Below are 23,611 nucleotides of genomic sequence, written 5' to 3' on the forward strand. Positions count from 1 at the left end.
TTTTTTTATAAAATCAAATCTATCTATTTAAAGATTACACCGTATTTTGCTGCTTCTGCTTTTGCACCTGGAATTAATTTTTTCAAATTAGCAATACGAGTCGCATCTGAAGGGTGTGTACTCATAAATTCTGGTGGAGCACCTGCAGTATTAGATGCAGACATTCTTTGCCAAAATGCAATTGACTCCTCCGGATTGTATCCTGCAATTGCCATTAATGTCAAACCAATTTTGTCAGCTTCACTTTCATTACTACGATTAAATGGTAACATTCCACCTACTTCAGTACCAATTCCATATGCTTGTGCAAAAATAGCTCTTGTACTTTCAGATTTTCCACTAGTTGCCGCATCCAAAACGCCACCACCTATTTGTTGCAATTGTGCCGCACTCATTCGTTGTTGACCGTGATTCGCAAGTGCGTGTGCTACCTCATGCCCCATAACTGTTGCCATTCCGGCATCGTCTTTACACACTGGCATAATTCCAGAATAAAAAGCAATTTTACCTCCTGGCATACACCAAGCGTTTATTTCTTTGCTATCAATCAACTTATATTCCCATTGGTATCCATTCAAATAGCCTTTGTATCCATTGGCATTCAACCATTTTTCTGAAGCTGCTTTAATCTTCATACCCACATTTTCAACACGCTTGGCATCTGTAGTTCCTGTAATCACTTTGTGCTCTGTCAAAAATTTATTATACTCCTGAAAAGAAGATGGGAAAATTTGACTGTCTGGCACTAATGCCAATGTACTTTTACCCGAAAACGGATTTGTTGCACAAGATACAATTAGAGCACCAGCTCCTATTGCTAAAAATTTTAGTGTATTTTTCATATATTAATTTTTATTGTTTTAATCGCTGCTGTGTACTTAATCTAAATTAGAAATAAAGCCTAAAACTTAAACTTCGGTTTGAACCTAGTCTTGATTTTAGTAAACAATTGCACACTTATTTAACTACATCACACCGATTATTGAAGTCAAAATTAATAATTATTCTCCGATAATATGAACTGAATTAAACTCTTTATTAACTATTAAAATATTTTCGAAGGTACTTGCATCAAAATTTGTAACCACATTATCTATTTCAATTGATTTAACTTTAAAAGGCAAACCAATTAAATTGATTCGATACTTCTCGTATGGTGTTTCAAATTTCCCCTCTTTATGCAACTGAATAATAAGATCATTGGATCTTCCTGTAGCTCGAAAAGATAAAAAACTGAAGCGGCCTTTGCGATGATCGTACCCATCGTGTGCATCTTCATATACTACCGATTTTTCTTTTCCTTCGAAATAATATAGATCTAAAGTTAATTCGTCAAAATCGATTTCACCTACATATTGTTGCACAGGATATTTTGGAATAATTGCCCCTGCTTTTACAAAAATAGGAATTTCATCTAGTTTCGTATCAATCCAAATTTCTTTACCGCCACTAACTACTTCATTGGTCCAATAGTTATACCAGGTACCACGCGGAACATACATGCGACGACCAACAGCATTAGGTTCTAAAATAGGACAAACCAACATTTGATTTCCAAAGATAAATTCATCATTTCGATAATGTGTCTGAATATCGTCCTGATCATAATAAACTAAAGGTTTTAGCATTGGTATTCCTTCTTCAATGTACTGCCAAAACATAGTGTACAAATACGGTAATAATTGGTATCTTAAATTGACAAATTTTCGTGTAATAGCAATTACCTCATCGTCAAATGCCCAGGGTTCCTGGTTGCCGTGATCTCCCGAGGAATGCGTACGGCAAAAAGGATGAAAAACACCCAACTGAATCCAACGTGCGTATAATTCGCCAGTTGGTTGTTCGGCGAAACCACCAATGTCAGAACCTGTAAAACTCATTCCTGACAAACACAAGCGCTGCACCTGAATATTAGCAATCCACAAATGTTCCCAAGTCGCTACGTTATCTCCCGTCCATGACGAAGTATAGCGCTGCGCACCAGAGTAAGCAGAACGTGTTATAATAAAAGGACGCTTTGGATACGAGAACCTTTTTACACCGTGATATGTAGCTCGCGCCATTTGCGTACCGTAAATATTGTGTGCTTTGCGATGGCTGCAATGATTGCCATCATAACTGTGACGCACATCCATTGGAAATGTTTTATTGGGCACCTCCATAACGGCAGGCTCGTTCATGTCGTTCCACACCCCTTTTACACCAATATCCGAAATTAATTCTTTAAATAATCCCGCCCACCACTCGCGGACTTCTGGATTTGTATAATCAGGAAAGTTGCATTCACCAGGCCAAACTTTACCTTTCATATAAGGACCATCGGCTCTTTTACAGAAATAGTCTTTTTCCAAAGCTTCATTATATACCCAGTAATTTTCGTCTATTTTAATTCCCGGATCAATAATTACAACTGTTTTAAAACCATCTTCCGCTAGCTCTGCGACCATTTTTTTAGGATCTGGAAAATGCTCTTTATTCCATGTAAAACAACGAAACCCATCCATATAATCGATATCTAAATAAATAGCATCACACGGAATTTTAAGTTCTCTAAACTTTGCTGCAACTTCTTTTACTTTACTTTCAGGATAATAACTCCACTTGCATTGGTGGTAACCCAAAGCCCAAAGGGGTGGTAATTCTGGCTTTCCGGTTAAGTGGGTATAAGTGGTTACGACATCTTTTATTTCGGGACCGTAGATAAAATAATAATTCATTTCTCCTCCTTCTGCCCAAAAACTAGAGATGTTTCGGCGCTCGTGACAAAAATCAAAAAAAGTTCTAAAAGTATTATCAAAGAAAATTCCGTACGCTTGTTTATCATGTAAACCAATATAAAAAGGAACTACTTTGTAAAGCGGCTCTTGGTCTTTTTGATAGGCATATTGATCGGTAGCAAAATTTTCCAATCGCTTGCCTTTCAAATTCATGTGTGTCGCTTTATCTCCTAAACCATAATAAGATTCGCCATCTTGTGACAACTTACTAGTCTTAACAATGTTTCCGCCAAACTCATAATTTTCTTCCCAATGAAAACCAAGTTCGTCTTGAAGAATTACTTTATCATTTAAATCATATATTACAAATCGAAGATCTACTTTTTGTATTTGACATTTTACTTTACTGGTCAATATTTCGTAATATTCTAGCTCTTCCGTTACCGTCAAATGGTTGTAACCGTGAGTTTGTGTATCATCAATTGCATACGAAAAATCATTGCTAAAATATCCTTTAGTAGTAAATCTAAACCGAAGTAAACTATCTCTTAAAACGGTTACTTTTAAAATTACTTTATTATCAGTATGAAAAGAAACCGAGTCCACTTCATATTTAAAAGAAGTTATTTTTGAAGGAAATAAATCTCCTTTATATTCTAATTCTGTATTTGTAATCATCTTAACATCTTTTAAATTAAACTTGCTTGTGGTCTTCCAAACTTACGAAAAAGCAAGCATAACATTAGTAAAATCAATATAAATCGACGAAAACGATGTATATACTAATTTTTTAATATTTTACTTAATTATAATCGGACAACACTAAGAATTTGTGTGATTTGGAAGAAATAATGCGGAATTACGTCCGCATTATTTTTACTGTTTTGCTTTTAAAACAATAATACTCAAAGGTGGTAAAGTAACTGCAACCGAAAAATTCCGATCATGGTATGGAATAGAATCTGGATTTATTGTAGATGCATTTTGAATATTGCTTCCTCCATAGATTTCTAAATCGGTGTTGAAAATTTCTTTTAATTGAAGCTCTTTACTAACTCCAATTCTGTAGTCGTATCGAACCACTTCGGTAAAATTACAGATGATAATTACGCTGTCATCTGGATTATTTCCATGACGCATAAACGAAAGTACCGCATTGTCATGATCACCGTAATTAATCCATTCAAAACCTCCCGCTTCAAATTGCTTTTCGTATAAAGCTGGTTGCTTTTTATATAAAGAATTTAAATCCATAATTACTTTCTGAATTCCTTTATGGTATCCATTTTCCAATATATGCCAGTCTAAACTTTGTTCAAAATTCCATTCGTTACTTTGGGCAAACTCGTCTCCCATAAACAATAACTTGGCTCCTGGATGTGCAAACATATAGCCATACAGCAAACGCAGATTGGCAAATTTTTGCCACTCGTCACCTGTCATCCTGTTCAAGATCGATTTTTTACCATACACAACCTCATCGTGTGATAAGGGAAGCATAAAATTTTCGGAAAACACATACTGCATCGAAAAAGTCAAATCATCTTGATGATACTTTCGGTACACGGTTTCTTTCTGAAAATAATTTAAAGTGTCGTGCATCCAACCCATCATCCATTTCATTCCAAAACCCAAACCACCCGAAAATGTTGGATGAGAAACCATTGGATAGGAAGTACTTTCTTCGGCAATAGTTTGAACTCCTTCAAAATTAGCGTACACCGCTTCATTAAATTCTTTTAAAAAACTAATGGTGTCTAAATTCTCTCTTCCTCCATAAATATTGGGTTCCCACTCCCCTTCGTTTCTAGAATAATCCAAATACAACATTGAGGCAACCGCATCTACTCTCAATCCATCAATATGATAATGCTGCAGCCAAAACAACGCATTACTAATTAGAAAGGAACGAACTTCATTTCGTCCATAATTAAAAATTAAACTTTTCCAATCCGGATGATAGCCTTTGCGTTTATCTGGGTGCTCGTATAAATTAGAACCATCAAAAAAGCCTAAACCGTGCGGATCTTCAGGAAAATGAGATGGAACCCAGTCTAAGATTACTCCAATTCCTGCTTGATGCAGCTTATCTACCAAAAACATAAAATCTTGCGGTTGTCCGAAACGAGAAGTTGGTGCAAAATATCCAACAAGTTGATAGCCCCATGAGGGATCATAAGGAAACTCCATCACTGGCATAAACTCTACGTGAGTGAAGCCCATTTTGGAAACATACGCAACTAAATCTTCTGCAAACTCAATATAAGTCAAAAATCGATTTTCAGAACCATGCCTCTTCCATGAACCCAGATGAACTTCATAAACAGAATAAGGCTTGTCCAAATCATTGTGCGATTTTCTGTTGTGCATCCAGTTTGAATCATTCCATTGATTTTCTAAACTCCAAACAATCGATGCCGTTTGCGATGGTTTTTGACAAAAAAAAGCAAAAGGATCTGCTTTTTCGGTGTGCAAGCCTGCAGTAGATTCAATACTAAATTTATAAAGTGATCCTTTATTTACATTTGGAATAAAACCTTCCCAAATACCCGAAGAATCCCAACGAACATTCAGTTTATGTTCATGTGACGTCCAATAATTAAAATCACCTACCACCGAAACCGATTTTGCAGAAGGTGCCCAAACGGAAAAATAAACGCCCTCTTGACCATCAACCTCAACTAGGTGCGCACCTAATTTTTCGTACAGTCGATAGTGTTTTCCTGCTTTGAATAATTGGATATCAAAATCACTAAAAAGAGAATAAGTGCTAACTTTGTTCATAAGAGGTTTTTAAGAAAATCGTTTTACAACGTTCCGATTGTTTATTCAATTTTAAAATTATCTGGTAGCAATACTCCTTTTTTAACTACTACGATTCCGTCTTTAATGCTGTATAAATCTGTTGTAGCATCTTGTAAATGCTTACCTCCGTTGATGTACACATTATTTCCGATACGAACATCTTTGTCTATCAGTGCGTTTTTTATCATACAATTACAGCCAATGCCAACCAACGGAATATTTTGGGCATTATCGCTATTGATTTCCTCAATGTCTTGGTAAAAATCGTTACCCATTACATAGCAGTTTTCGATAATCGTTCCTTCTCCTATTCGAGCTCTAATTCCTATTATAGACTTCTTAATTTCGCGAGCATTGATAATACTTCCATCAGAAATTAAAGATTGACTGATTAAAGAATTTCTAAATTTAGAAGGCGGCAGTAAACGCGGACGAGTAAAAATTTTATTGTCGTTGTCAAACAAATTGAATTGCGGTATATCATCGGTTAAACCAATGTTTGCCTCAAAGAACGAATCAATATTTCCAATATCGGTCCAATATCCTTCATATTGATAGCTCAGAATTTTATGTTTATCAACAGCTTGCGGAATAATTTCTTTACCAAAATCCTTGGTTCCTTGATCGGCCATTATTTCTTGCAATAATTGTCGATTGAAAATATAAATTCCCATCGAAGCCAAGTATTTTTTACCTTGCGAAAACATTTCTGTACTTACCTCCGACTCCCATTCTGGCAAAAGCGAAGCAGCTGGTTTTTCGATAAAAGCTTCAATAATATTCTCACTGTTTGTTTTTAAAATTCCAAATTCGGGAGCATCTTTAGCATTTACCGGCAAAGTCGCAATAGAAATATCAGCATCATTAGCAATATGTGCTTCTAACATTTCGTTAAAATCCATTTGATACAATTGATCTCCCGATAAAATCAGTGCATGGTCGAAATCATGTTTTACAAAATGCGACATGCATTGTCTAACTGCATCGGCAGTACCTTGAAACCAAGTCGGATTGTCGGGCGTTTGTTCGGCTGCCAGAATATCTACAAATGATTCGCTAAACATGCTAAAGTTAAAGGTATTCTTGATATGTGCATTAAGCGAAGCTGAATTGAACTGCGTTAGCACAAATATTTTATAAATATTAGAGTTCAGGCAATTGGAAATGGGAATATCTACCAAACGGTATTTTCCACCAATGGGAACCGCGGGTTTCGAACGTGTTTCTGTAAGCGGAAACAAACGAGATCCTTGTCCGCCTCCTAATATAATCGCGATAACTTTTTTCTTCTTAGTTTTCATTTTCTAAAATTGTTTGGTATGTTTTTATATATTCTTCGCAAACGCGCTCCCACGAATGGTCGGTTTGCATTCCCTTTATTCTTATTTTTTCAAAATCAGTTGTACGGTTGTACAGTTTAATTGCTCTATCTATGGAATGACAAATATCTGTAACCGAAGCTTGCTCATGGCATATTCCATTACCGTTATCGCCAAAATCTGTAATTGTATCCTTTAGTCCGCCAGTTCTTCTCACAATTGGTACCGCACCGTATCGTAATGAATACATTTGATTCAATCCGCAAGGTTCTACTCGAGACGGCATAATTAAAAAATCAGAACTAGCATACACCAAATGCGCCAAATTCTCATCGTACCCGATAAATGTATTGTAATTACCAGCGTAAGGAGTTACCAAATCTTTAAGTTGTTGTTCGATGTCTTTTCGTCCAGAACCTAAAATTAATATGTTTAATTCTCGATTATTCTCTTTCATTGCCAAAGCAATAACTTGTGGGAGTAAATCGCCACCTTTCTCCTCAAACAACCTTCCTATAAAACTAAATAACGGTTTTGTTCTGTCGAGATTAAATCTTTCGCAAAGTGCGTCTTTATTTGCTTGCTTCCCTTTTATGAAAGAAGTTGAATCGTAATTTTTGGCAATCATAGTATCCGTCGCTGGATTCCATAGTTCTGTATCAATTCCGTTTAAGATTCCTTTTGATTTGCTTTGGACTGATCGAAATAGCGACTCTAGACCGTTAGCATACTTGTTTATTTCATCTAAATACGAAGGAGAAACGGTCGTAACTGCATTGGCACATTTAACCGCGACTGCCAAAGAGTTTATGCAATTATCCCATTCTAAAACATTCTCATAAACACTATCAAATTGCGGAATGTAATGCATTTTATTTAATGCAAATTGCCCTTGATACAAACCGTTGTGTATCGTAATGACAGAGGCAATCTTTCTTAATTTTTTATATTTAAAAGAAAAGTGCATCATAAACGGAATAAGACCCGAATGATGATCGTGACAATTGATTACCGTTGGCAGCTCCTTTAAAGTAATTAACCAATCTAGCGCAGCGATTTGAAAGCTTAAAAACCGTTCGGTATCATCGTCATATCCATAAATTGTATTACGATGAAACAACTCATCAATTTGTAATAGATACAAATCGTATCCTAACTTTCCTGTAGTTTCTTTAACGACAGAAAACGGGTACTTTAAATCTCCTAAGACTACCGTGCTTGTATAAACTTCGGTAAAGCTATTTTCTTGGATAAAAGAAGTTGCATAGGCTGGTAAGATAACCGACGCTTGATGTCCCGCTTTTTGCTGGTATTTTGGTAATGCTCCAACAACATCGGCCAAGCCGCCAACTTTTGCCATCGGATAACATTCGGCACTAATATGTATTATTTTCATGGGTAATTAAGATTGAACACACAACCAATTATAATAAAATGTAAAAAAATGTATTGTGTTTGCTAATTGTACTACTTTTATGTTTCCTAAAATTAGGAAAAAAATACCACAAATTATTCGTCAAAAAAATATTATTAAAATGCCAAAAAAAGCACTCAATCCTAAGCAATCTTTAAAAATTCCGCAAGCTATTTTACTAACGAGCAAATTTTTATCGAATGTATCTCCTAAATTGATGACGAAATTTGCTGCGAAATTATTTACATCTCCCATAAAACATAAAATTCCGAAACGAGAACTGCAAATGGATGCCCAAAGTGTTCAAACAAAATTTAAGGTTCCTTCGATTCAAAAAGAAATCAATGTCTATCAATACGGTAAAAGTGACAAAAAAATATTGCTTGTGCACGGTTGGTCAGGTCGCGGTACACAATTATTTAAAATTGCTGATGCGCTATGCAAAAAGGGATATGAAACAATAAGTTTCGATGCTCCAGCGCACGGAAAATCTCCAGGAAATGCAACTATGATGCTCGACTTTATTGCTTCTATCTTAGCGCTAGAGAAAAAATTTGGCCCGTTTGAGGCCGCAATTGGCCATTCGTTAGGTGGGATGTCTGTTGCCAATGCAATTAGTACTGGTCTACAAGTTAAAAGTGCTGTTCTCATCGGAAGTGGTGACATCGTTCAAGATATTTTAAATGATTTTGTTGCAAAATTAAAAATCGATCCTATTTACAGTAGTAAACTTTGTACCTATTTTGAAAGTAGATTACATGACAAAATGGACGATTATTCAGCATATCGTGCGGCACAAAAAATCGAAATTCCAGTTTTAGTCATACACGATACAGATGATCCAGAGGTTTCGGTAAAAGCCGGTAAAAATATCTATAAGAATCTAAAAAACGGAAAATTATTAATTACCAATGGTTTAGGACATCGCAAAATTTTGGGTGACGAAGCAGTAATAACTACTACTTTAGAATTTATCGAAAATAATAACTAACTTTATTTTAGTTAAATTAAAACTACAATTATGAAATACAATATAGAAAAGTCAGATCAAGAATGGAAAGAGCAACTGGGTGATGATCGCTTTCACGTTCTGCGTCAGAAAGGAACGGAAAGACCACATACTGGACAATATAATCTTCATTATGAAAATGGAACCTACGCTTGTGGCGCTTGTGGAGAAGCTTTATTCGAAAGTAAAGCTAAATTTGATGCACATTGTGGTTGGCCATCTTTTGATGAATCTATTCCTGGCAAAGTTGAATATTTAACTGATGTAACGTACGGAATGAAACGTACCGAAATAGTTTGTGCCAATTGCGGCAGTCATTTAGGTCACGTTTTTGACGATGGACCAAGTGAAACGGGACAACGATATTGTGTGAATTCTTTATCGATTGATTTTAAAGAATAAAAATGGATTTATTTGACGAGACTATAGATTGGGAAACCAAACTACAACCTATTTTACAAAAGTATAAGGGACGAAAACACCCTTTAGAGTACCAAAACACCTATCAACTGTTGGTTATGGTAGTTCTATCAGCACAAGATTCTGATGCGAACATTAATAAAATTGCACCTGAACTATTTGCCGCTTTTCCGAATATGGAAAGTCTTTCTGTTTCTAGCGTAGAAGCAATTATTCCGCATATTGCAACGGTACGTAATTTTGGAAATAAGGCGAAGTGGTTGCTTGACACCGCACAAACCATTGAGAAAGATGATGCAATTCCGATGAATTTAAATGATTTGGTGAAATTAAAAGGAATTGGTAGAAAATCGGCAAATGTTATTCTGCACGAATCGCATAAACCTGCTGAAGGAATAATTGCAGATTTACATGTAATTCGAGTAGCACCTAGAATCGGAATTATTCCTGAAACTAAAGATGGAGTAAAAGCGGAAAAATTATTAATGGAAGCTCTTCCAAAATCAATTTGGAATACCATAGGTATGGCAATTTCTTTTTTAGGAAGAGAAACTTGTCGACCTAAACCAAAATGCGAAGAATGTCTGCTTAAAAAAGAGTGTTTGTATTATCAAACGCATCAACTGTAGTTCATGCGTTTGATAATAAAAGCTTTTAGACACTGTTTAAAAGCATAAATTAATCTACTTTTCTAAACACTACTTCTGCACCCGAAGCATTAGACAACGTCAATCTATTATTTTCTATTTTATAGGTTGTGGTGCTTTGTAGCAATTGCAGAAACTTCGATTCTTGATTGTTAGGCAAACACATCTTTAGTGTCGAGAGCACATCTGTAAAGCGTAGTACTTTATTTTCAGAGAAAACAGAACCGTTTATGTTGTTACAACCCGCGTAGCCCATAAAAGTATTTTCGGCCGAATTAATTTCGATATATGGTTTTTGTAGCTCAAAATTTTCACTCGTAACTTTATCTCCATTTAACGACTCCAATGACCAAATATCATGCAAACGATAATCGGTCGAGTAAGCGCCACATCCTTCCAAAATTTGAAACGATAACGCATCATTTCTTTTTATTTCCGCTTTAACTGTATAAGGCGAAACTTTGTCAGCCATAGAATCGGAGCATTTTCCTTGAATAATGGTAATATTTAATGTAGTCTGATTATTTTTTAGACGGTACGTTTTTACATTGGCATCCATTGCCATAATTGGATCTGAGTATTCAAATTCTCCATCTTCGAAATCAGGAATCAATGATTTAAAAATAATTTTATCACGCCCCATTTTAATATTCCAGAAAGGTTCATTTCCACTTGCTTTAAAAAAGCTTGAATAAGCAGCATCATTGTTGGTATTCATAACTGTTTCTTTACTAGATTCTGCATCCTTACTTATCTTCGTCGATTTGCAACTCAGCATAACTAAAGGAAAAATTAATGCATATAAAACTGTTTTCATAAGAGTATACGTTTAGAATTAAGAACAAACAGTTGACAATAGTAATGCCACGATTTCGATGCTTTTATAAATGTACAATAAATGAGTAAAATGATTTTAGACCATCCGAATTTTACAACGCATAAGCATCGAAACCTCAATAGTTAAACTTTAAAAGATTGTTGTAGTTTCTTTTTAAAAAAAAATGATAAACGTACGTACAAATTCACTTTCGTGACGGCAGATTAAACCGAGATACGTTAAAATATATTATCTTATATTTGAAGCTATAATTACTTCTGATGACACATACACTTTTTTTAAAAGCTTCTGAATATATTGACGCAGCAAATGCACAAGATCCTAATTATGAAATTGTTGACGAAAAAAAACATCCAAAAGAATTAGTATACTCAGACCGCATGTATGCTCGTTTAATGCAGTTTGCACCGCAAGCTTCCGAAGAAGTTCAAATTGCATCTAAAGCGCAACACATTTGTAGATGGAAAATTGAACGTAAGTTGTATCCAATTGATCGTGTGGGATATTTAAAATGGCGCGAAGAATTAAAAAAATTCCACGCTACGACTACGGCCCAAATATTAAGCAAAGTTGGTTACCCTGAAGATTTCATTAACCGTGTTTGTTTTTTAATAGAAAAAAAATCACTTAAAAAAGATCTTGAAACACAGCTGTTAGAAGATGTAATTTGTTTGGTGTTTTTAGAATTTTATCTTGAACATTTTGCGGTTAAACATGATGATGAAAAAATGAAAAACATCATTATCAAAACTTGGGCAAAAATGTCTAAAAATGGTCATGATGCAGCCTTAAAAATTAGTTATAGTAAAGAAAATTTAGACTTAATAAAAAGCGCACTACTCACTATATAAAAGTAAATAGCATTTTTTTAATGCTTTTACGTTTTGAACTGATTCGCGTTGTATTAGAATGCTTATAAATCTCTAAACTTAAAGTCATATCGATTTTATAAGAAAAAAACAGAAGTTCTTTATGCTATTTAAGTAATAACAATTCCGATCCAATGCAAAACAAGCATTACTACCACTGTTATTCCAAAACTACATAGAGTAAGAATACGCCAATACGTAGATCTTCCGCTACCAAATCTCCAAATTCGCTCACCAACTTCTCTCCTATTTGCTTTTAAAGTAAACTTAGACAACAAGTAGGTTGAAATGATATATATAACAATTGAAATTATCCAAAATTTTACCATAATCTATATTTTTAAAGACAGTATTAAAATGTATAGCTCCCCAAATTAACGTTTAAATAACAAATGTCTTTTACATCCGATTTGGCAATTGATCCAGCTCATCGACCGAAATGACATTGATTCCCTGATTTTCTGTAGATTCATCAAAAGTTATTATTTGATGTGGTACTGTAGTAATAAAGTTTTTTAATTTTAATTCATTCTTTGCAATCGCTTGCTGTAGCAAAGGAGCTATTTTTTTAGAATATATTCCGATTAACGGAAGCATTCTACTTTTAGATGACAAAATTGTAATCTCCGCCGCTTCATCATGCTTATCAATCAATTCCATTAGTAATTCGGTAGAAATTAGTGGAATGTCTAAACTTAAAATTAAATTATATTTGGTATTACTGTATTGTAAAGCGGTAAAAATACTGCCTAATGTTCCTTTTTCTTTTTCAGGATCAATTATTTTTTTATACTTCAAATAATCATATTCAGTATCATTTGTAACCAATATAATATTAGAAGAAATGGGCAAAACTATATCTATGATGCGCTCAATAAAAGGTTTTCCTTGAAATAATACCAAGCCTTTTTCGCAGCACAATCTTGTGTTTTTAGTACCACACAAAATAAAAATAGTTACTTCTTTCATCACATTAATTTTATAATTATCTAATAATTAGTTCAGATGTCCCGTTACCAATTACTGCATTATCGCGTAATTTAAAGTTTTGAAATCTTAAGAACTTTAAATTTACGAAAAATAAAAAGTATAAATCACTTATAATAAGGACAATATAATAATTTATGTAAACAAAAAAAGGCCGTCTATTACAGACGACCTTTTTAAAAAATACTTTTAAATCACTAAGAACGGAATGCTTCTAACGATTTTTCTATGATCTCCAAGCATTCGTGGATTTGCGCTTCTGTAATTACCAAAGGCGGCGCCAAACGAATTTTATTTCCATGTGTTGGTTTAGCTAGCAAGCCATTATCTCTAAATTTCAGACAAATGTCCCAAGCTAAATCAGAATCTTCATTACAGTCAATTACAATTGCATTTAATAAACCTTTACCACGAACCAACGTAATTAATGAATTTTTAGCTGCAATATCATTCAACCCTTTTCTTAAAATGATTCCCAAACGTTCTGCGTTCTCCGCTAAATTCTCGTCCTTTACCACCTCAAGAGCGGCAATAGCAACTGCTGCTGCGACCGGGTTTCCTCCAAAAGTAGAACCGTGCTGTCCTGGTTTAATCACGTTCATAATTGAGTCATTTGCCAAAACTGCAGAAATAGGATACACTCCTCCAGAAATTGCTTTTCCGAGGATTAAAATATCTGGCTGCACATTTTCATGGTGCACTGCCAATAATTTACCCGTACGAGCGATCCCAGTTTGCACTTCATCTGCAATAAACAAAACATTGTGCGCGGCACATAACTCTTTTGCTTTTGCCAAATATCCGTCAGAAGGAACATAAACTCCCGCTTCACCTTGAATTGGCTCAACTAGAAAACCAGCAATATTTTTTGATGCTTTTAACGCTTTTTCTAACGCTTCTAAATTATCGTATTCAATTTTTACGAATCCTGCTGTATAAGGACCGAAATTTTTACGTGCACCTTCATCGTTTGAAAAAGAAATAATGGTAGTCGTTCTTCCATGAAAGTTGTTTTCACAAACGATAATTTCAGCGGCGTGTTCTGCAATTCCTTTTACTTCATACGCCCATTTTCTACATAATTTAATTGCTGTTTCAACTGCTTCTGCACCAGTATTCATTGGCAAAACCTTATCAAAACCAAAATATTTAGTTACATATTCTTCATAAATTCCCAATTGGTCATTATAAAAGGCACGCGAAGTCAATGTTAACGTCTGCGCTTGTTTTAGCATTGCATCGATAATTTTTGGATGACAATGCCCTTGATTTACTGCTGAGTACGCTGATAAAAAATCGTAATATTTTTTTCCATCAACATCCCAAACATATACGCCTTCTCCTTTATTAAGGACAACAGGCAACGGGTGGTAATTGTGTGCACCGTATTTATTTTCTTTTGTAATTAATGCTTCCGATTGTATTGAAAGTGTTTCTTGAATCTCTGACATAATTTTTTCTTTTAATCTTTTGAACAAAAATATAAAATGTTTTCAATTTAACCTTGTATTTAACTATTTTTGACTAAAATATAAACTTTTTAAGTCAATTTATATTCAATAAATAAAAAATTAAGTCAATTTATAAAGTTAGAAATGGAAATTTTAGACGAATTTGATAGCAAAATTATTGCCGAGTTAGAGAAAGATGGTAGAATGGCCTATTCTGCTATTGCATCTCAATTAAAAATATCGAACACCATGGTTCATCAACGCATAAATCGTTTGATGGAGCAAGGAATAATTACAGGAATTAGACCAATTATAAATGAAAAAAAAATCGGGTATGATTGGGCTTCTTTTACAGGGATAAGCTTAAACAGAGACTCTGATTCAAATCGTATTATCGAAGAATTAAAGAAAATTCCAGAAATTACCGAATGCTATTATGTCACTGGTTCGTTTACTCTTTACGTCAAATTAATTGCAAAAAATCACGAGCACATGCGTACCATTCTTTATGAAAAAATTGACAGCATTGTCGGAATTTCAAAAACGGACTCTATTATTGAGCTAGGCTGCGCGTTTAAAAGAAACATTAGCACTGAATAATTCTTTAAAAAGAAGTTTCTTTGGTTTTTTTACTGATATTTGTTGTAAACATAACATCATGAAAAAATTAACTAATCTTTTTTTACTAATGATTATAGCATCGAATACGATGTTCGCGCAATTAAAAACGATTGCTTATCAAGATAAAGAACAAAAATTAAACGGCGTGCTTGCACTCCCTGCAACTAAAAAAACTGCAAGTCCTGGAATTTTAATTCTTCCTGCATGGAAAGGAATCGATAATCCATCCAAAAATATAGCTACTGAATTGGCTACTTTGGGATATACTGTTTTTATTGCAGATATATATGGAGAAGGAAATTTACCAAAAGACAATACAGAAGCAGGCAAAATTTCAAGCTATTACAAATCACATTTTGTAGAATACCAGAAACGAATTCAGCTGGCTTTAGAGCAACTTATAAAAAATGGAGCCACCGAAGATAATATAGTAGTAATTGGTTACTGCTTTGGTGGAACTGGCGCCCTAGAAGCTGCTCGCGGACATTTAGATGTTCGAGGTGCTGTTTCTTTTCATGGTGGCTTGCGCAATTCTAGTATGCGTATGAACGAAACTTCGCTATCAGCAAAAATAATAGTGTACAACGGTGCCGATGATAAAAGTGTAACCAACGACGATATTTTAAATTTCGAAAAAGAGATGCGTGCTGGAAATGCAGATTGGCAATTTATTAACTACGGAAATGCAGTTCATTCGTTTACCAATCCAGAGGCTGGAAATGATAATAGCACTGGAAATGCATATAACGAAAAAGCGGCTAAACGCTCTTTTGAACATTTAAAATCCTTCTTAAAAGAAGTTTTAAAATAAACGATCACCAAACTCTATTGGAATAAATCCCAAACAATCACTTAAAAATAAACTAAAATTTTATGAGAAAATTTGTTTTACTTTTTTTAATTGGCTCCTTGTATTCTTGCAATGGCACCAAACCACTTACCGAAGTTGATAATTCTGATCCAACAAAATATCAAAAAACAATAACAGCAGCCAATCTAAAGAAACACCTTTATATAGTAGCTTCTGATGAAATGGAAGGCAGAGAAACTGGATCTGAAGGGCAGAAAAAAGCGGGTCGTTACATGATTGAACAATATCAAAAAAATAATGTTCCGTTTCCAAAAGGAGCAGACAATTATTACCAAGCTATTCCTGCCGCTTATTTAAATGCAAAGCGAAACGAAGGTTTGCAAGATTCTGAAAACATTTGGGCGTACATTGAAGGTTCTGAAAAACCAGAAGAAATTTTAGTGATTTCGGCACATTATGATCATGTAGGCATGAAAGATGGCGATGTATATAATGGCGCTGACGACGATGGTTCTGGAACTGTTGCTTTAATGGAAATGGCTAAAGCCTTTGCTCAAGCGAAAAAAGACGGTCACGGACCGAAACGTTCGATTTTATTTTTGCACGTTACGGGTGAAGAACACGGCTTACACGGTTCTCGTTTTTATTCTGAAAATCCTTTGTTTCCGTTGGCCAACACTATAGCCGATATTAATATTGATATGATTGGTCGTCGCGATGTAGAGCACGCCAATACCAACAATTATGTATATGTAATTGGTGCTGATCGCTTATCAACCGATTTGCATAAAGCAGTAGTTGGTCAGAATGAAAAATATGTAAAATTAGATTTAGACTTCAAATTTAATGAACCAAACGACCCTAATCATTTTTACGAACGTTCTGATCATTATAATTTTGCTAAAAAAGGTATTCCAGCTGTTTTCTTTTTCAACGGAGTCCATGCGGACTACCACCAGAAAACAGACACAGCAGATAAAATTGAATACGATGCTTTGGAAAAAAGAACACAATTAGCATTTGTTTTAGCTTGGGATTTAGCCAATAGAGAAAACAGACCTGTTGTTGATAAACCACTTAAATAAAGGGTTTGAAATGGCAAAGACAAAAGCCTTTTATAATTAAATGAAAGCATAAAAAAAGGATGAGCTAAAACTCATCCTTTTTTTGTATCTAACTTTAAAACTTCAATCTGGTGTTTAGAGGACTTATTCTCCTTTCAACGTATCACCTTTAAAGCTCTCAAGTTCTTAATCTTTGCGACTCTAAACCTAGTCATTCATAGAAATCAAAAACTCTTCGTTGTTTCTTGTTTTCTTAAATCTATCGTTTATAAAACTCATGGCCTCCACCGGATTCATATCTGATAAATATTTACGCATAATCCACATGCGTTGCAGTGTTTTTTCGTCTAGTAATAAATCGTCTCTACGTGTACTTGAAGAGGTTAAATCAATGGCTGGAAAAATACGTTTGTTCGCAATCTTACGATCCAACTGCAATTCCATATTACCAGTTCCTTTAAATTCCTCAAAAATAACTTCGTCCATTTTAGAACCAGTCTCGGTTAATGCAGTAGCGATGATACTTAATGAACCACCATTCTCAACATTACGAGCAGCTCCAAAGAAACGTTTTGGTTTTTGCAAGGCATTGGCATCTACTCCACCGCTCAATACTTTTCCAGAGGCAGGTTGTACCGTATTGTAAGCTCTAGCCAAACGCGTAATAGAGTCTAATAAAATCACGACATCGTGACCACATTCTACCAAACGTTTTGCTTTTTCTAAAACAATATTAGCAATTTTTACGTGTTCTTGCGGCTCTCTGTCAAAAGTAGATGCAATAACTTCTCCACGCACACTACGCTGCATATCGGTAACCTCTTCAGGTCTTTCGTCAATTAATAAAACGATCAAATATACTTCTGGGTGATTGGCTGCAATGGCGTTTGCAATGTCTTTTAATAACATTGTTTTACCTGTTTTAGGCTGGGCAACAATCATACCACGCTGTCCTTTACCTAATGGTGAGAACAAATCAATAATACGCGTTGAAATTGTGCTTTGCTTTTCAGCTAATTTAAATTTCTCGGAAGGAAAAATGGGTGTTAAATGTTCAAATGAAACACGATCGCGAACTACTTGCGGATCATGACCATTAATTTTAAGCACACGCACTAAAGGAAAAAACTTCTCTCCTTCTTTTGGAGGACGTACTACACCTTTTACCGTATCACCTGTTTTTAAACCAAACAATCTAATTTGCGAAGTTGATAAATAAATATCATCAGGTGAAGCTAAATAATTATAATCAGACGAACGTAAAAATCCATAACCATCGGGCATCATTTCAAGAACACCTTCACTTTCAATTATTCCGTCAAATTCAAAATCTGAATCTCTAAAATTGACATTCTTTTTACCTTTATGATTCGGATTGCTATTACCGTTTCCACTTTGATTGCCATTTCCATTCTGGTTTCCGCTTCCGTTTCCATTCTGGTTTTGGTTTGCGTTTTGCTTATTTAGCTGATTGGGATTTGGCTTTTTAGCCTGAACTGGAGCTTCTGCTTTTTCAATAGTAGCTTCCTTTTCCTCAGTTTCAGTTGTCGTTTCGACTTCTTTAACTGCTTCCTTTTCTTTTTGCAAGGCTACTTTCTTTTCGTAGGCAGACTTACTAAATTTTATAATTTTCTTTTCTTTTTTGTCTACTGCAACCGTTTCTTCTGGGCTAGAAACCGGAACTGCTTCTTCTGTAACTGGATTCTCTTGCTCTTTTAATTCAACAGATTTTGTTTTTTTATCAGGCATGATTCTAACGCGTTTTGCTTTAGAATCCGTATCATCTGACGGAATTGGCTTTGCAGCTGCAATTGAAGAACTTTCTTGATTCGCCAAAATTTGACTAATAAGAGTCTCTTTTTTTACTCCGTTAAACTTAATTGTTTTAGCCAATTTAGCTATTTCTTGAAGCTCGACGAGCTTCATTTCTTTTAATGCAGAAATATCAAACATGAATATTCTTTGAATTTAATTAATTTTAGGAAATACTGTAGAGAATGCCAGTAGGTTTATTTATTGAATCAACCGCAGTATGAAGTGCTTACGGTATTATAGTGCAATAATACGAATAAAATTTTATCATACAATAGTATTTTAGAAAAAGAAAATATATTTTTGTACAACAATTATTAAAATATGCTACAGAGAATTCAGACTATATATCTTGTACTTACCTTTGCTGTAACAGCAATTGTATTCTTCTTTTTTCCATTATGGACGTTTGAAGATCAAAAGCCATTTTATTTTATGGAAAACCAATTATATGTTGTATTATTGGGTTTAAGTACAGTGCTATCTGTATTAAGTATAATTTCGTTCAAAAAAAGACAAAATCAGTTTGTGATGAACCGACTGAATATGATATTAAATTTAATTTTATTGGGATTGTTTGTATATCGTTCACTAAATATATCTGGAGAAACACCCGTTGTTTCAGAGAAAGGTATTGGGATGTTTCTGCCTATAATTGCTATCGTGTTATTAGTTTTAGCTAATAAAGCCATCAAAAAGGACGAAGATCTTGTAAAATCAGTGGATCGTTTGAGATAAACCTATAAATTTAATTTTATGTGCGAAAAAGGCCCGAATGTAATATTCGGGCTTTTTTATGTTTTAGTTTGAGCAAATATCATTATTTTTACCCTATCGAATATAAAATAGTGTTGCAAAATGCATTTTGATTTACACCAAAATCTATATTTTAAGCTTACGCTTTATGACAGAAAAAATACGAATTCACCTCGCAGACGACCATCAAGTATTAATTGACGGTTTGACTAGATTACTACAAACTGTTGCCTACTATCAAGTTGTCGGAAGTTCCTTAGATGGATCTAATCTTTACGACGAAGTGACTCAAAATCAATCTTCTATTTTAGTTTTAGATATTAGTATGCCTACCAAAGATGGTATCGAAGTTTTAAAAGAATTCAATCTAAAAGGATATCCTTGTCGCGTTATAGTGCTTTCTAGTTATGATGACCTGAAGATCATCAAAGAAGTTATGAAATTAGGAGCAAGCGGTTATTTGACTAAAAAATGTGCAGGAGAAAGTATTATTGAAGCCATACAAACGGTGAGCAAAGGAGAAGAGTACTTTTGTAATGATGTGCGTTTGAAAATATTTGATACGTTTACAAAAAGCAATCCCAAGTTGAATAAATTAGATGCCGTTCAAAATTCGATACTGACTGCACGCGAGTTAGAAATTGTTACACTTATATCATTAGAATACAGCGGAAAAGAGATTAGCGAGCAGCTGTTTATCAGCACCAATACAGTGGAAACGCACCGTAAGAATATCATGAAAAAGCTAAAAACAAAAAACACAATTGGTTTGGTTAAGTACGCACTCAAAAACAACCTGATTAAATCATAATCATTACGCAAGGCTTTTGCTTCCTCATTAATATCCAATTATTAGATTATGATTCACTTACAGAAATATTCTTAAAATGTTAAAAGTTAGAATATTTTTACTAGCTGTATTTTTACTTTTTACAGTAAATACTTCACTATTTGCGCAAAGAAAATCGGATTGGAAGACTGACGCATTGTACGAAGAATATGTGCAAGCAGTAGAACTACTGAACACCGAAGAACACGAAAAATCATTAATTTTCTGTCGAAAACTTTTAGAGAAAGCAATTCTAACGCAAGATGACGCCGCCACTGGCTATGCCTATAATACTATCGCAGCCAATTTTGATGCTTTAAGTGAGCCTCAAAAATCGTTGTTTTATTATAAGAAAGCACTATACTATGCTGAGAAATCAAAGAATAATAAACTTTTAAATTGGGTATTTAATAACTTAGGAAATATTTATTGCTTTGATAAAAAGGATTACGAAAAAGGAATTTACTATTACAAACAGTCATTATATTATAGCACGGTAACCAAAGATAGCTCTCAATTGGTATTGACCCAATTGAATATTGCGTGGGCTTATTTTGATATTAAAGAATTTAAGAAAGGCGAAGAATATATCAATTTTATAAACCAGCACCATCCCAAACACGGAGATGCGACCACCATTACAGCACTAAAGTTGCTGAACGGAATGTACTATAATTACAAAAATGATACGGTGCAAGCGGCAACTTTCTTTAAACAAGCGATTAACGAAGGCATCAAGAATGAAGAACGATCTGATCTGTCTTTTACTTTTCAAGAATATTCAAGATTCTTATTCAAAAACAAACAATACAAAGAAGCATATTTGACCCTCACAAAGTACGATAGCTTAAATGAGTTAATAAAAATTGAAGATAAATTAAGCAAAGTTAATACCACAGGTATCAATCTGCAAATTGATGAATACAAGCGTGAATTAGATAAAATAGAATCTTTGTATAGAAACAAAGAGGAACTGTTGCTGTATGAAAAATCTCGAAATAAAAAAGTCATAGGTATTATGATTTCTTTGTTTATTATTTCGATAATTTTATTTTATTTTTTCTTTCAGAATACCAAATTGAAACAAAAAAGTAAACTGAAAGATATTCAACGAAAAATTCAAGACAATATTATTAATGCAAGTATTGATGGACAAGAATCAGAGCGAAAAAAAATTGCTGAATTTTTACATGACAATATTAGTGCAATGTTATCTTCTGCAGGAATGCACCTCAAGGTGTTGAGTTCTACTAACGCGGTAGTACCGGAAGAGCTTATAAAGACCAAAAGTATTTTAGAAGATGCTCACGATCGTGTTCGTGATTTATCGCACAAATTATTGCCAACCTTACTGGTTCGTTTTGGGCTTTTTTATGCTATAGAGGATTTATGCGAAAAAAACTCAAACACAAACATTCATTTTGAATACCTGAGTACAATTTCGACCAAAACACGCTACAATGAAAAGTTTGAAATGCGATTGTACTTTATAATTTGCGAACTATTTAATAACATTGCCAAACACAGTGACGCGACTAAAGCTCAGATTGAAATGACTTTTGTAAACCATGAGATTATGATTTTAATTCAAGATAATGGTCGTGGTTTCGACACCACAAAAATGTTGACACTCGAAGGTTTCGGACTTAATCAAATTAAAGCTAGAATTAAAAATTTGAATGGGGATTTAAATATAAAGTCAAGTAGTAAAAACGGAACTTCCGTAAAAATTAGAGTGCCTATTTTGTACTAATTAAGTGCGTTGCTCGATCTCAATAATTTCTAAATCTTTTATTTTATCTTCCTCAATTACAAAACGCAACATAGTACGTACGGTATGAAATCCGCTTTTTCCGGCCGCTCCTGGGTTCATGTGCAATAAGTTTAATTTTTTATCAAATTGCACTTTTAATATATGCGAATGTCCGCAAATAAAAAGTTGTGGCGGGTTTTGAGCTAGCTCTTCTTTAATTTTCGGATTGTATTTTCCGGGATAACCGCCAATGTGAGTAATCCAAACGGAAACTTTTTCGCAAAAAAACCGATTGTCTAATGGAAATTCTAATCGTGCTTTGGCATCATCAATGTTTCCATAAACAGCACGTAGTGGTTTCAATTTTTTAATTGCGTCCGTAACTTCCAGATTACCAATATCTCCAGCGTGCCAAACTTCATCGGCTTGCTTAACGTATTTTAAAATCGTGTCATCAATATAACTGTGGGTGTCGGAAAGTAAGAGAATTTTTGTCAATTTTTTAAGCTCAAAGATTTAGAGGATCAAAGATACAAAGGTTCGAAGGTTTTTATCTTGGTAATTCTAAAAATAAGAAATTGAATACTTATTAATGATCCGTTTTTTTAACGGTCGTCACTTCTCAAAATTTACGTCTTCTAATAAAAAACTTTGTACCTTTGCCCCTCACAAAATGGGATCCTTTAACTTGAGATACTTTATTCACTTTGCATACAACGGCACGCAATATCATGGTTGGCAGTACCAGCCAAATGCGAGTTCTGTTCAGGAAACGTTGCAAAGAGCACTTAGTGTAATCTTAAATTCAGCTGTAGCACTTATGGGAGCAGGTCGAACAGATACTGGCGTACATGCCAAGCAAATGTTTGCTCATTTTGATTTTCAAAGTACAATAGATTCTGTTGTATTGATACACAAACTCAACTCGTACTTGCCCAAAGACATTGCTGTTTTTGACATTATTTTGGTTCATGATGAAGCTCATTGTCGTTTTGACGCGAGCAGGAGAACGTATGAATACCGTATAAACACTTTTAAAAATCCGTTTGTAGAGGAATTAAGTTGGTATTTTAATCAGAAATTAGATGTGCCATTAATGAATGAAGCGGCACAACTTTTATTACAACACACTAATTTTCAGTGTTTTTCGAAAGTGAATACCGATGTAAATACTTTTGATTGTACGATTTTTGAAGCCTATTGGAAAAAAGAAAATGATCAGCTCATTTTTACTATTTCGGCCAATCGTTTTTTAAGAAATATGGTTCGCGCTATAGTTGGAACCTTGATTAATATTGGATTACATAAAATAACGGTACTCGATTTTGAAGCGATAATTGCGAGTAAAAGTCGCGAAAAAGCAGGATTTTCTGTCCCAGCACATGGCTTGTACTTAACCAATGTTTATTATGACTATTTAAACCCATAGCCCTGGTTGCAGTGGAAAGCTTTTGTGACAAAAATACTGCTTTTGTGTTTTTTGCAATGC

At 34.3% G+C, this 23,611-nt stretch carries 22 protein-coding genes; 11 read left to right on the top strand and 11 right to left on the bottom strand.

From position 1 onward, the window contains the following. Positions 1-23: 23 nt before the first annotated feature. The 5 genes from AP058_RS06685 to AP058_RS06705 all read right to left on the bottom strand — a co-directional run bounded on the left by AP058_RS06685 (position 24) and on the right by AP058_RS06705 (position 8,237). Positions 24-842, bottom strand: a complete 819-nt coding sequence (locus AP058_RS06685; RefSeq protein ID WP_066308205.1) for a M48 family metallopeptidase — start codon at positions 840-842, stop codon at positions 24-26. Positions 843-1,001: 159 nt separating this feature from the next. Then, positions 1,002-3,395, bottom strand: coding sequence for a glycoside hydrolase family 31 protein (locus tag AP058_RS06690; RefSeq protein WP_066308208.1), 2,394 nt, complete (start codon positions 3,393-3,395; stop codon positions 1,002-1,004). 198 nt (positions 3,396-3,593) lie between these two features. Continuing rightward, a complete protein-coding gene (gene glgB, locus AP058_RS06695; RefSeq protein ID WP_066308210.1) occupies positions 3,594-5,501 on the bottom strand; it encodes a 1,4-alpha-glucan branching protein GlgB in 1,908 nt (635 codons plus the stop codon). Between the two features lie 41 nt (positions 5,502-5,542). Next, positions 5,543-6,823 (bottom strand): glucose-1-phosphate adenylyltransferase, encoded by a 1,281-nt coding sequence (locus tag AP058_RS06700; RefSeq protein ID WP_066308212.1) that lies wholly within the window; start codon positions 6,821-6,823, stop codon positions 5,543-5,545. After that, positions 6,813-8,237, bottom strand: coding sequence for a glycogen synthase (locus AP058_RS06705; RefSeq protein WP_066308215.1), 1,425 nt, complete (start codon positions 8,235-8,237; stop codon positions 6,813-6,815). Before AP058_RS06705 ends, AP058_RS06700 begins: the two co-directional genes overlap by 11 nt. Positions 8,238-8,376: 139 nt before the next feature. Between AP058_RS06705 and AP058_RS06710 the strand changes: the two genes are divergently transcribed. The 3 genes from AP058_RS06710 to nth are packed head-to-tail and all read left to right on the top strand — an operon-like array spanning position 8,377 to position 10,313. Then, positions 8,377-9,246 carry an alpha/beta hydrolase gene (locus AP058_RS06710; RefSeq protein WP_066308334.1) on the top strand — a complete coding sequence of 290 codons (870 nt, stop codon included), beginning with the start codon at positions 8,377-8,379 and terminating at the stop codon, positions 9,244-9,246. A 30-nt stretch (positions 9,247-9,276) separates the two neighbouring features. Next, positions 9,277-9,666, top strand: coding sequence for a peptide-methionine (R)-S-oxide reductase MsrB (gene msrB, locus AP058_RS06715; RefSeq protein ID WP_066308217.1), 390 nt, complete (start codon positions 9,277-9,279; stop codon positions 9,664-9,666). Between the two features lie 2 nt (positions 9,667-9,668). Beyond that, positions 9,669-10,313, top strand: a complete 645-nt coding sequence (gene nth / locus AP058_RS06720) for an endonuclease III (protein WP_066308218.1) — start codon at positions 9,669-9,671, stop codon at positions 10,311-10,313. 49 nt (positions 10,314-10,362) lie between these two features. Here the strand turns inward: nth and AP058_RS06725 are convergent, their stop codons facing one another. Beyond that, entirely contained in the window at positions 10,363-11,148 is a 786-nt protein-coding gene (locus AP058_RS06725; protein ID WP_066308220.1) for an META domain-containing protein, read from the bottom strand. 281 nt (positions 11,149-11,429) lie between these two features. On the opposite strand from AP058_RS06725, the gene AP058_RS06730 reads away from it, so the two are divergent. Then, positions 11,430-12,020, top strand: coding sequence for a DUF4202 domain-containing protein (locus AP058_RS06730; protein WP_066308222.1), 591 nt, complete (start codon positions 11,430-11,432; stop codon positions 12,018-12,020). A gap of 128 nt (positions 12,021-12,148) precedes the next feature. Here the strand turns inward: AP058_RS06730 and AP058_RS06735 are convergent, their stop codons facing one another. From AP058_RS06735 to rocD, 3 genes are all read right to left on the bottom strand, one after another. After that, positions 12,149-12,367, bottom strand: a complete 219-nt coding sequence (locus tag AP058_RS06735) for a hypothetical protein (protein ID WP_066308225.1) — start codon at positions 12,365-12,367, stop codon at positions 12,149-12,151. A gap of 70 nt (positions 12,368-12,437) precedes the next feature. Beyond that, a complete protein-coding gene (locus AP058_RS06740; protein ID WP_066308228.1) occupies positions 12,438-13,007 on the bottom strand; it encodes a molybdenum cofactor guanylyltransferase in 570 nt (189 codons plus the stop codon). Positions 13,008-13,222: 215 nt separating this feature from the next. Continuing rightward, positions 13,223-14,476 carry an ornithine--oxo-acid transaminase gene (gene rocD / locus AP058_RS06745; protein WP_066308235.1) on the bottom strand — a complete coding sequence of 418 codons (1,254 nt, stop codon included), beginning with the start codon at positions 14,474-14,476 and terminating at the stop codon, positions 13,223-13,225. A gap of 144 nt (positions 14,477-14,620) precedes the next feature. On the opposite strand from rocD, the gene AP058_RS06750 reads away from it, so the two are divergent. The 3 genes from AP058_RS06750 to AP058_RS06760 all read left to right on the top strand — a co-directional run bounded on the left by AP058_RS06750 (position 14,621) and on the right by AP058_RS06760 (position 16,993). Then, positions 14,621-15,076, top strand: coding sequence for an Lrp/AsnC family transcriptional regulator (locus AP058_RS06750; RefSeq protein WP_066308237.1), 456 nt, complete (start codon positions 14,621-14,623; stop codon positions 15,074-15,076). Between the two features lie 58 nt (positions 15,077-15,134). Then, positions 15,135-15,908: a dienelactone hydrolase family protein gene (locus AP058_RS06755; protein WP_066308239.1), complete on the top strand. Its 774-nt coding sequence runs from the start codon at positions 15,135-15,137 to the stop codon at positions 15,906-15,908. 62 nt (positions 15,909-15,970) lie between these two features. After that, the gene (locus tag AP058_RS06760; protein ID WP_066308241.1) at positions 15,971-16,993 is read left to right on the top strand and encodes a M28 family peptidase; all 1,023 of its coding nucleotides are present in this window, start codon (positions 15,971-15,973) and stop codon (positions 16,991-16,993) included. A gap of 186 nt (positions 16,994-17,179) precedes the next feature. Here the strand turns inward: AP058_RS06760 and rho are convergent, their stop codons facing one another. After that, positions 17,180-18,925: a transcription termination factor Rho gene (rho, locus tag AP058_RS06765; protein ID WP_066308243.1), complete on the bottom strand. Its 1,746-nt coding sequence runs from the start codon at positions 18,923-18,925 to the stop codon at positions 17,180-17,182. 183 nt (positions 18,926-19,108) lie between these two features. Between rho and AP058_RS06770 the strand changes: the two genes are divergently transcribed. The 3 genes from AP058_RS06770 to AP058_RS06780 all read left to right on the top strand — a co-directional run bounded on the left by AP058_RS06770 (position 19,109) and on the right by AP058_RS06780 (position 22,122). Then, complete coding sequence (locus AP058_RS06770) at positions 19,109-19,522, top strand: DUF4293 domain-containing protein (protein ID WP_066308245.1); 414 nt, start codon at positions 19,109-19,111, stop codon at positions 19,520-19,522. Positions 19,523-19,688: 166 nt separating this feature from the next. Further along, positions 19,689-20,351, top strand: coding sequence for a response regulator transcription factor (locus tag AP058_RS06775; RefSeq protein WP_066308247.1), 663 nt, complete (start codon positions 19,689-19,691; stop codon positions 20,349-20,351). A 76-nt stretch (positions 20,352-20,427) separates the two neighbouring features. Further along, a complete protein-coding gene (locus AP058_RS06780; protein ID WP_066308249.1) occupies positions 20,428-22,122 on the top strand; it encodes an ATP-binding protein in 1,695 nt (564 codons plus the stop codon). Here AP058_RS06780 and AP058_RS06785 read toward each other — a convergent pair whose 3' ends face one another. Next, a complete protein-coding gene (locus tag AP058_RS06785) occupies positions 22,123-22,620 on the bottom strand; it encodes a metallophosphoesterase (protein ID WP_066308252.1) in 498 nt (165 codons plus the stop codon). A 190-nt stretch (positions 22,621-22,810) separates the two neighbouring features. Here AP058_RS06785 and truA point away from each other — a divergent pair, with 190 nt between their 5' ends. Further along, positions 22,811-23,551: a tRNA pseudouridine(38-40) synthase TruA gene (gene truA / locus AP058_RS06790; protein ID WP_066308336.1), complete on the top strand. Its 741-nt coding sequence runs from the start codon at positions 22,811-22,813 to the stop codon at positions 23,549-23,551. Positions 23,552-23,611 lie beyond the last annotated feature (60 nt).

It is taken from the genome of Flavobacterium sp. TAB 87 (assembly GCF_001529295.1).
Classification (GTDB): Bacteria; Bacteroidota; Bacteroidia; order Flavobacteriales; family Flavobacteriaceae; genus Flavobacterium.